Genomic DNA, 9,526 nt, shown 5'->3' on the forward strand with positions numbered 1-9,526 from the left:
TCTTCGGATATTTTGAAATTATCGTCTTCTTTCTTGCTGCTAGAATTACTTACGAGAAAGAATACCAATATACCAAGAATTATAATAATTGTAATCAAAATTATAATTACAGCAATTATTCCCTTAGATTTCTTTTTTACTGCTATATTTTGAGTAACATTTGTAGCAGACTGTCCAGATTCAATTTTATTATCCGCTATCAATTCATGACCACAATTAAGGCAAAATTTAGCCTCATCATTTTCTGTAGTTCCACAATTCGGGCATTTTTTCATAGTAATTCCTCCAAATTTATTTTTTTACATTATATCATAATATTTTATTTGTTTATGAATACATATGTATTCATAATGTAGAATTTTCCAGTTTATGATTATATTGGGGGGTGATTTTGTGCATAATCCTGAATTAAACTCAAAAATTGTCGGAAATGTTATAGCAAGTTTCAGAAAAAGCAAAGGCATTTCGCAAGAAGTTTTAAGCGGATTTGCCGACATTGAGAGAACACATCTGAGCGCAATTGAACGTGGAGAGAGAAAACCGACCCTTGAAACCCTTTACTGTATTTCAACTGCACTTGATGTAAATATGAGCGATATTGTCAAAGAAATCGAAAATCAGATTGATAAAAACTAAAAAATCACCTGCTGAAAAATTCAGCAGGTGTAAATTTTATCTATTTATTATTTTTTCGTTTCAATCTCAATTCTGCAAAAAAATTTTTTAAAATCCCAGAGCATGCCTTTTCTTCTACACCCGAAACAACCTCAGGTATGTGATTAAACGGCAGTTCAAACATCCTCATAACCGATTCAGCGGAACCGGATTTTTTGTCATACGCTCCAAAAACAACCCTTTCAATACGGGCATTTATAATTGCCCCGCAGCACATAGGACATGGCTCAAGGGTTACAAACATTTCACAGTCAATAAGCCGCCAGCCGCCAAGTTTTTTTGAAGCCTGAGAAATTGCAGCAATTTCTGCGTGTGCCAGAGGATCTTTATCGATTTCACGCCTGTTATATCCTCTCCCGACTATTTCACCGGTCGATTTTTTTACTATAATTGCTCCTACCGGGACTTCATTAAGCTTGTAAGCTTCTTCCGCCAGTCCGAGAGCTATTTTCATATATTCATTATCATTCATATTAGTTTTTTAAGCAATTATTTATATAATTATATAATTTTTCTGCATTTTTATTGCTAATATCATAATTCAGAGCACATTCATCCGAACACACCATAATATTACTGTCACCATTGTTATTGTATTCAAATTCCGCTGCCCATACGCAGTAGTTTCCGTTTATAATTTTTATATTATATTCTTTTACAAAGTCGATTTTATTTTTATAGTTGTTACCAGAATATGTAACAGTTTCCAATACATCAAGTATATTTCTAACGTCACTTTTCCAGCTTATTATACCAAAAGTATTTTCACTGCTTACTTCTATTTCAGTTTTATCTGTATCTCCCAATTTATTTGTAAGATCATTATTTTCCGAAGGAAATTTTGTACAATGACTCAAAGCCGCTTCTGCCTTTTCCATGCTGCATGCTGTAAGAATCATTACTGTCAGAACGACGAGAAAATACACAATTTTTTTCACAGCTGTCGCCACCTCGCAAATCCCATTTATATTAGTTTACCTTATAAATCGGTTTTCGTCAAGTAGCTGCGAAAAATTTATTTTAAAAAACAAGAAGAAACTTTCTTATAAAAGCTTCTTCCTGATTAAATATATATTTTATTATTTCTCATCAAGCGGCATTTCCACTTTAAATGCTGCAAAGCTATATGGAGGAAGAGTTATTCTGTCTCCGTATATAATATCTCCATGAATAGTACGGTAATAAGAGCAGTCTTTCAGTTCCATTTTTGAACTGTCAATAACCTGTTCATAAGAAGAGCGATTAACAAAAATAATCACAGCTCTTCTGCGGTGTGCTCTCATTCTGGCAAATGAAATAACGTTATCATCCATGTATAAGAATTTCAGTGTTCCGTCCACAAATACCTTAGAACTATTTCTTACTTCAGCAAGCAGCTTTGTGTATTCAATAAGTTCCTTATCTTCTTTTCCCCATGGATAGCATCTTCTGTTAAAGGGATCCTTATATCCCTGCACTCCTGCTTCATCACCGTAATAAATGCACGGAACACCGGGGAGAAAATACTGAAGAGCCATAGCACATTTCATTCTGTTTCTGCCAAGCTCGTATTCTTCATTTGTAAGCCAGCGATTGCACATCCAGTCCTTGTCTTTTCCCTCACAGCTTTCGCCGCCGAGAACATTTATAGCTCTTTCAATATCGTGTGTAGAAATACTGTTCATAAGAACATCCACAGATGGTTTAGGATAATTTTCCAGAATAGTCATAATACTATTTTTAAATTCAAAAGAGCTTCCGCCCATAACATAATTCATAATTGCTGAACGGAAAGGATAGTTCATAACTGAATCAAGCTGATCACCCAGAAGATAACGGCGTTTAACACCATAACTTTCCTTATTTGAGGCATCCTCCCAGACTTCTCCGATAATAATTTTTTCCTTTCCGTGCTTTTTCACGCATTTATTAAGATTATCTAGGAATTCATCAGGAAGTTCATCAGCAACATCAAGACGATATCCGGCAGCTCCAAGACTTATCCAATAGTCAAGGACTCCCCCGTTGCCGCAAATATATTCTGTATATTCCTTATTATTTTCCTGTACATTAGGAAGAGTATCAATGCCCCACCATGCTTCATACTTATCCGGATATTCATAGAAGGTATACCACGGGAAAAATTCACTGTCCTTTGAATTATAAGCACCCACACTGTTATATCTGTTAAATTTATTAAAATAAATACTGTCTGCACCCGTATGTGAAAAAACGCCGTCTAAGATTATGGAAATACCATATTTTTTAGCTTCATCGCAAAGAGTCCGGAAATCCTCGTTTGTACCCAGAAGCGGATCAACTTTTCTGTAATTTGCAGTATTGTACCTGTGATTTTCATGAGATTCAAAAATAGGATTCAGATAAATACAAGTGACCCCAAGGCCTTTAAGATAAGGCAGTTTTTCTTTTATGCCCTCAAGATCTCCGCCGAAGTAATCATTATTCCACACATGTCCGTTTTCATCCGGTTTGTAGTAAGGTGTATCTTCCCAGTTTTCACGGATAATACGGTCTTTGGGAACATTTTCATGAATTTTTGTACTCTTATAAAATCTGTCCGGAAAAATCTGATACATAATTCCGCCCTTGAGAAAATCAGGGGTTTCATACTTGTCATCATAAACAGTCAGTTGAAAAAGCTCTCCATTGTTTATGCAGCTCTCATGACATGCAACCTTTTTAATATAATTTCTCGTACCGTTTTGCTTGTATGAAAAGTAATAGTAGTGAACACCCGAATGCTTTGGAACATAAGTTGCCTGATAAACATTTTGTTCACCCTCTTCACATTCCAGATTCATTGAAAGAAACGTTTCCTTAAAACCGGTTCTGAAAACAACAAGCACCGGTACAGGCGGAAAATCGAGAACAGTACTTTTAGGAAGTCTTATGCGAAATTCACATGCTTCTCCTTTTTTTATAGCACCAAAAGGTTTTTTATAGTTCAGATTCCAGCTGTCAAAAATCTTTTTCATAAGTTTACTCCTCATTCATTGTTACAGCAAAATTTCATATAATTCACAGTATAAATTATGATAAGAAAAAGACCCGATATTCAAATCGGGTCTCTTTAGATTTAATGTAAATTACTCTTATTAAAGTCCCCAGATATCCTTTGCATATTCAGTTACAGCCCTGTCAGCCGAGAATATTCCGGCACCGGCAATATTATTAAGTGACATCTGAGTCCACTTTTTGCTGTCTTTATAGCATTCTGATGAATAAGCCTGAGCCTTTCTGTATGAATCAAAGTCAGCCAGAACCATATAAGGGTCTGAATTCTTAAGCGAATTTGCAACCTCATTAAAGCTGCAGCCATTGATTCCGTGATACATTCTGTCAATACAGTTTTTAATTACAGGGTTTGATTCATAATATGCACCAGGATTATAACCTTTTCTCTTGAGATCGTTAACCTCTTCGGTCTTCATACCAAAGATTATAATGTTTTCATCGCCAACAGCGTCCTTGATTTCAATATTAGCACCGTCCAGAGTACCAAGGGTAATAGCACCGTTTAACATAAGTTTCATGTTGCCTGTACCAGATGCTTCTGTACCTGCCAGTGAGATCTGTTCAGAAATATCGCTTGCCGGCATCAGTAATTCAGAAAGTGTAACTCTGTAATCTTCCAGGAAGTATACAGAAAGTTTCTGGTTGATCTTAGGATTCTTTCTTATTTCTTCTGAGATAGCCCATATCAGTTTAATGATCTGCTTTGCAAGATAGTAACCCGGTGCAGCTTTTGCAGCAAAGATATAAGTTTTAGGAACAAAATCAGCATCAGGATTCTGAAGAAGATAATCATAGTCTGCAAGAATGTTCATAACATTAAGGTGCTGACGCTTGTATTCATGAAGTCTCTTAACCTGAACGTCAAAAATACTGTCAATATTAATATCCAGCTTGCTGTTTTGCTTTACATACTTTGCAAAACGCTCCTTATTTTCACGCTTGATTTTCTGAAGCTGATCCAGAACGGCAGTATCGTTTGCAAACACGCTCAGTTTTTTAAGTTCACTTCCGTCATTCAGGAACTTATCTCCGATCTTGTCTTTAAGGAGCTGAGTAAGTCCCGGATTAGACTGATAAAGCCATCTTCTGTAAGCGATACCGTTTGTTACGTTTTTGAATTTTCTTGGAGTATCCATATATTCATCATGGAACACATCCTGCTTGATAATTTCAGAGTGAAGCTTTGAAACACCGTTGATGCTGTGGGAAGCAACAACACAGAGTGTAGCCATATGGATCTGATTATCCTTGATAATGGACATTCTTGTAGTTTTCGAGCTGTCACCGTTGTTACGTTCCATAAGACCTGCACAGTAACGGTTATTTATCTCAACAATAATAGAGAATATTCTCGGAATAATTCTCTTAACAAGATTAACATCCCATTTTTCCAGAGCTTCTGCCATAACTGTATGGTTAGTATATGCAAAAGTATTTGTAACAATGTGCCAAGCCTTGTCCCAGGTATAACCGCAGTCGTCAAGAAGCACTCTCATAAGTTCAGGAATAGCAAGAGTCGGATGAGTATCATTAATATGAATAGCAACCTTTTCATGGAGATTGTCCAGAGTACCGTAAACGGACATATGGTTGTTAACAATATCTCCGATTGAAGCAGCGCAGAGGAAATACTGCTGACGAAGTCTTAAAGATTTTCCTTCAAGATGATTGTCATTAGGATATAAAACCTTTGAAATAGCGTTGGCAGCAGCATTCTGACCCAAAGCCTTTTCATAATCGCCCTGATTGAACATTGACATATCGAAGTTCGGAGCTTTGGCAGCCCAGAGTCTTAAAACAGAAACGCCCTCGCTGTCGTGACCGGAAACATACATATCATAAGGTATAGCATGTACGGTAGAATAATTCACATGCGAAATATGGTGATACTGATTATCCCAGTATTCATGCAGCTCGCCTTCAAAATGAATGTCTATTGCCATTTCCGGGCGAGGATCCAGCCATACTGAACCGCCGGGCAGCCAGTTGTCAGGAAGCTCTGTCTGCCAACCGTCTTCCAGCTTCTGTTTAAAAATACCGTATTCATAGCAGATGGAATAGCCCATTGCCGGGTATGCCTGAGTAGCGAGTGCATCCAGATAGCATGCAGCAAGACGTCCCAGACCGCCGTTTCCAAGACCGGCATCAGGTTCATATTCATAAATATTGTCAAGCTTAATATCATATTCTTTAAGCATATTTTCAACATCTTTTACAATTTCGAGGTTGTAAAGACTTGTTTTCAAAGAACGTCCCATAAGGAATTCCATTGAGAGGTAATAAACCTGTTTTTTTCCTTCAGAATGAACCTTGTTAATAAATTTCTGACGTTTTTTCTTTAATTCCTCAACAATAACTGCTGATAAAGCCTGATAAATCTGTTTGTCGGAAGCCTGATTAGGTTCAACATTAAATTGAAGTTCAAGCTTGCTTAAAAAATTTTCTTTAATTTTTTTGATATCCGGTTTTTCTGTCATCATTCTTCTCCAATCCCATCAAAGTAAATTTTATTCCTGTCATATCAGGAGCTTTTACAAAAATTATTATACTACAAAAAAGCTTATTTTTCAATAGCTGAGGAATTTTTTTTATAAATCACAGAAAATTTAACAGTTATTTTATGATATATTAATAAAAATGCCCCCAAGTTTAAGGGCATTTTTTATTCTTATTCATCAGGGTTCAGGGTAGACATATCAATAATTTCAAAATTGTTATATTCATTTTGGTTGAATTTTTTTACTTCAGGGCAACTGTTAAAGGTTAATTCATTGAATTTTTGATATGAAATCAGATCTGGTGATTAATTTAAAAAAATCCCTTGACAACCACTTTTGTTTATGGTATACTGTGTAAAGTGATTTGCCTTTACACCCGTTAAGGAGTGATGGATAATGGCAAAAAATATGGATTTTGCTTTTCTGCTGGAAATTTATGAAAATATACTCACAGACAAACAGCGTGACGTAATGAAGCTTTATTACTGGGAGGATTTGTCCCTGAGTGAGATATCCCAGAACGTGGAAATAACCAGACAAGCAGTCAGGGACAGTATCAAGCGGAGCGAACAGATTCTTGAAGAATTTGAGAAAAAGCTTGGGTTGGCAGAAAAGATCACAAAATGCCGTGCAAACTGCAATGCAATATGCGGATATGCTGAAACGATAAAAAAAGAAAAGCAGTATGACGAACATTGCATTGATACAATAAATGAACTTGCTGCCCAAACCGATGACTTGTTCTGATAATTTCTGAAAGGAGAGGACTTAATGGCTTTTGAAGGGTTATCCGAAAAACTAAACAATGTATTCAGGAAGCTAAAATCCAGAGGAAAGCTTACCGAATCTGATATAAAGGACGCTATGAGAGAAGTCCGTCTGGCACTTCTTGAAGCCGATGTAAGCTACAAAGTTGTAAAGGATTTCGTAGCAAAGGTTTCAGAAAAAGCCGTAGGCAAAGAGGTTCTGGAAAGTCTGACTCCGGCACAGCAGGTAATTAAAATAGTAAGAGATGAGCTGTGCGAGCTTATGGGTGAATCAAACGCCCGAATAAATATGCCTTCAAAGGGACCATGCATTATAATGATGTGCGGTCTTCAGGGTTCGGGTAAAACCACACACTCTGCAAAGCTTGCAATGCATTTCAAAAAGGAAGGACATCGTCCGCTGCTGGTAGCATGCGATATTTACCGTCCTGCGGCTATAAATCAGCTGCAGGTTGTTGGTGAAAAGGCTGGCGTCAAGGTTTTTGAAATGGGACAGATAAGTCCGGTAGTCATTGCAAAACAGGCTGTGGCTCACGCCAAGGATTACGGTAATGATATTGTAATTCTGGATACTGCCGGACGTCTTCATATTGATACAGCTCTTATGGATGAACTAAAAAATATAAAGGAAGCAGTTCATCCTGATGAAATTATGCTGGTAGTTGACGCTATGACTGGTCAGGACGCCGTAAACGTTGCCAAAGCATTTGATGACGCTCTGGGGATCGACAGTGTTCTGATGTCAAAACTTGATTCAGACACAAGAGGCGGTGCAGCACTTTCCGTACTGGCTGTTACAGGAAAGCCTATAAAATTTGTTGGCACCGGCGAAAAGCTTGATGAATTTGAACATTTCCATCCTGAACGAATGGCATCAAGAATTCTCGGCATGGGTGATGTAATGACCCTTATAGAAAAAGCTGAGGATGTAATTGATAAGAAAAACGCCGAAGAAATGGCAAAAAAGCTTCAGGAAAATAAATTTGATATGAATGATCTTCTGGATCAGCTAAAACAAATTCAGAAAATGGGTTCCATCAAGTCAATTATGACAATGATACCGGGCGTCGGCGATAAAGTAAAGGATATGGATATTGACGAAAAACAGTTTCTGCGTATTCAGGCTATGATAACTTCCATGACAAAAGCAGAACGTGCAAAGCCGTCTATAATTAATCCTCAGAGGAAACGCCGTATTGCAGCCGGAAGCGGCACAAAGGTGGAAGATGTCAACAAGCTTCTCAGGCAGTTTGAACAGATGCAGAAAATGATGAAGCAGTTAAACGGCACAAAGGGAATGAAAAACAAAAAAATGATGAAGCGTCTGGCAGGCATGAATCTCGATAAATTGCCGCCAATGTAAAGCTGATTAATGCAGTTTGGCATTAATATATATTTAGTTTATTTTGCCGGAGGTGAAAAAGATGGCAGTTAAAATCAGACTGAGAAGAATGGGTGCTAAGAAAGCTCCTTTTTATCGTATAGTTGTTGCTGACTCAAGATATCCAAGAGACGGCAGATTCATTGAAGAAATCGGTTACTATGATCCAACAAAGGAACCTTCAGTTGTTTCTGTTGACGCTGAAAAGGCTAAAAAGTGGATTTCAGAAGGTGCACAGCCTACAGATACTGTTAAGACAATTTTAAAGAATAACGGTGTTCTTTAATCCGCATTCAGGGCGTTTTAGGGGCAGGAGTTTTGCTCTTGCCTTATACAGTCCTTGCTATGGAGGAAACTCATGAAAGATTTGTTATATGCAGTTGTTGAAGACCTTGTAGACGATAAAAATTCAATAAAGATCACAGAGGATGAGCCTAATGAAGAGGGAGTAATTGTTCTTCATTTAAGCGTTGCTCCGGAAGATATGGGAAGAGTTATCGGAAAACAGGGCAGAATTGCTAAAGCTATCCGCACAATTATGCGTGCAGGAGCAGCAAGAAGCAATCTTAAAGTTGCAGTTGAAATTGACTGATTACAAGGCTTGAATCAATCCGGAAAGGATAGATTTGAGCCTTTTTTAAGATATAAAACGGAGGGTACAGTTTGAAAGAATTTATTGAAACCGGTAAAATTGTAAATATTCATGGGCTTCAGGGCGAAGTAAAAATAATGCCGTGGAGCGATGATCCGGAGTTTTTATGCGAATTTGATATGCTTTACTGCGGAAAAAACAAAACCCCGTATGAAGTCGAAAGTGCAAGAATACACAAAAATATGGTACTTGTCAGATTTAAAGGTATAGATACAGCTGAAAAAGCCAATACCATGAGAAACAGTGTCGTATATATAAACCGCAGCGACATAGAACTTGAAGAAGGAACTTATTTTATTCAGGATCTTATCGGACTGACTGTTAAAGACGCAGATACCGGCAAAGAATACGGTATAGTAAGTGATATTTTTCAGACAGGCGCAAATGATGTCTATGAAATAAAGGGAACGGAAAAAAACTATCTTGTTCCCGCAATACCAGATGTAATAATAAGTACTGACATAAGCGGCGGAGAAATACTCATCCGTCCTCTGGAGGGACTTTTTGATGAGGATTGATATCGCAACCCTCTTTCCGG

At 37.4% G+C, this 9,526-nt stretch carries 11 protein-coding genes; 6 read left to right on the top strand and 5 right to left on the bottom strand.

The features are described from left to right. Positions 1–275 (bottom strand): zinc-ribbon domain-containing protein (locus ACI4WO_RS05795; protein ID WP_439806616.1); only part of this gene is annotated, 275 nt, incomplete at its 3' end. A gap of 118 nt (positions 276–393) precedes the next feature. Here ACI4WO_RS05795 and ACI4WO_RS05800 point away from each other — a divergent pair. Further along, a complete protein-coding gene (locus ACI4WO_RS05800) occupies positions 394–636 on the top strand; it encodes a helix-turn-helix domain-containing protein (RefSeq protein ID WP_439806617.1) in 243 nt (80 codons plus the stop codon). Between the two features lie 40 nt (positions 637–676). Here the strand turns inward: ACI4WO_RS05800 and ACI4WO_RS05805 are convergent, their stop codons facing one another. The 4 genes from ACI4WO_RS05805 to ACI4WO_RS05820 form a co-directional block, all read right to left on the bottom strand. Further along, positions 677–1,147 carry a nucleoside deaminase gene (locus tag ACI4WO_RS05805; protein WP_439806618.1) on the bottom strand — a complete coding sequence of 157 codons (471 nt, stop codon included), beginning with the start codon at positions 1,145–1,147 and terminating at the stop codon, positions 677–679. A 1-nt stretch (position 1,148) separates the two neighbouring features. Further along, a complete protein-coding gene (locus ACI4WO_RS05810) occupies positions 1,149–1,613 on the bottom strand; it encodes a hypothetical protein (RefSeq protein ID WP_439806619.1) in 465 nt (154 codons plus the stop codon). 141 nt (positions 1,614–1,754) lie between these two features. After that, complete coding sequence (locus ACI4WO_RS05815) at positions 1,755–3,650, bottom strand: glycoside hydrolase family 13 protein (protein ID WP_439806620.1); 1,896 nt, start codon at positions 3,648–3,650, stop codon at positions 1,755–1,757. Between the two features lie 120 nt (positions 3,651–3,770). Further along, positions 3,771–6,167: a glycogen/starch/alpha-glucan phosphorylase gene (locus ACI4WO_RS05820; protein WP_439806621.1), complete on the bottom strand. Its 2,397-nt coding sequence runs from the start codon at positions 6,165–6,167 to the stop codon at positions 3,771–3,773. Positions 6,168–6,584: 417 nt separating this feature from the next. On the opposite strand from ACI4WO_RS05820, the gene ylxM reads away from it, so the two are divergent. The 5 genes from ylxM to rimM all read left to right on the top strand — a co-directional run bounded on the left by ylxM (position 6,585) and on the right by rimM (position 9,506). Then, complete coding sequence (ylxM, locus tag ACI4WO_RS05825; protein WP_439806622.1) at positions 6,585–6,935, top strand: YlxM family DNA-binding protein; 351 nt, start codon at positions 6,585–6,587, stop codon at positions 6,933–6,935. A 24-nt stretch (positions 6,936–6,959) separates the two neighbouring features. Continuing rightward, positions 6,960–8,318, top strand: a complete 1,359-nt coding sequence (gene ffh / locus ACI4WO_RS05830; RefSeq protein ID WP_439806623.1) for a signal recognition particle protein — start codon at positions 6,960–6,962, stop codon at positions 8,316–8,318. 61 nt (positions 8,319–8,379) lie between these two features. Next, entirely contained in the window at positions 8,380–8,622 is a 243-nt protein-coding gene (gene rpsP / locus ACI4WO_RS05835) for a 30S ribosomal protein S16 (RefSeq protein ID WP_439806624.1), read from the top strand. 72 nt (positions 8,623–8,694) lie between these two features. After that, positions 8,695–8,928 (top strand): KH domain-containing protein, encoded by a 234-nt coding sequence (locus ACI4WO_RS05840; protein WP_439806625.1) that lies wholly within the window; start codon positions 8,695–8,697, stop codon positions 8,926–8,928. Positions 8,929–8,999: 71 nt separating this feature from the next. Beyond that, positions 9,000–9,506 (top strand): ribosome maturation factor RimM, encoded by a 507-nt coding sequence (gene rimM, locus ACI4WO_RS05845; RefSeq protein ID WP_439806626.1) that lies wholly within the window; start codon positions 9,000–9,002, stop codon positions 9,504–9,506. Positions 9,507–9,526 lie beyond the last annotated feature (20 nt).

The sequence above is a fragment of the Porcipelethomonas sp. genome, assembly GCF_051893655.1.
Classification (GTDB): domain Bacteria; phylum Bacillota; class Clostridia; order Oscillospirales; family Ruminococcaceae; genus Porcipelethomonas.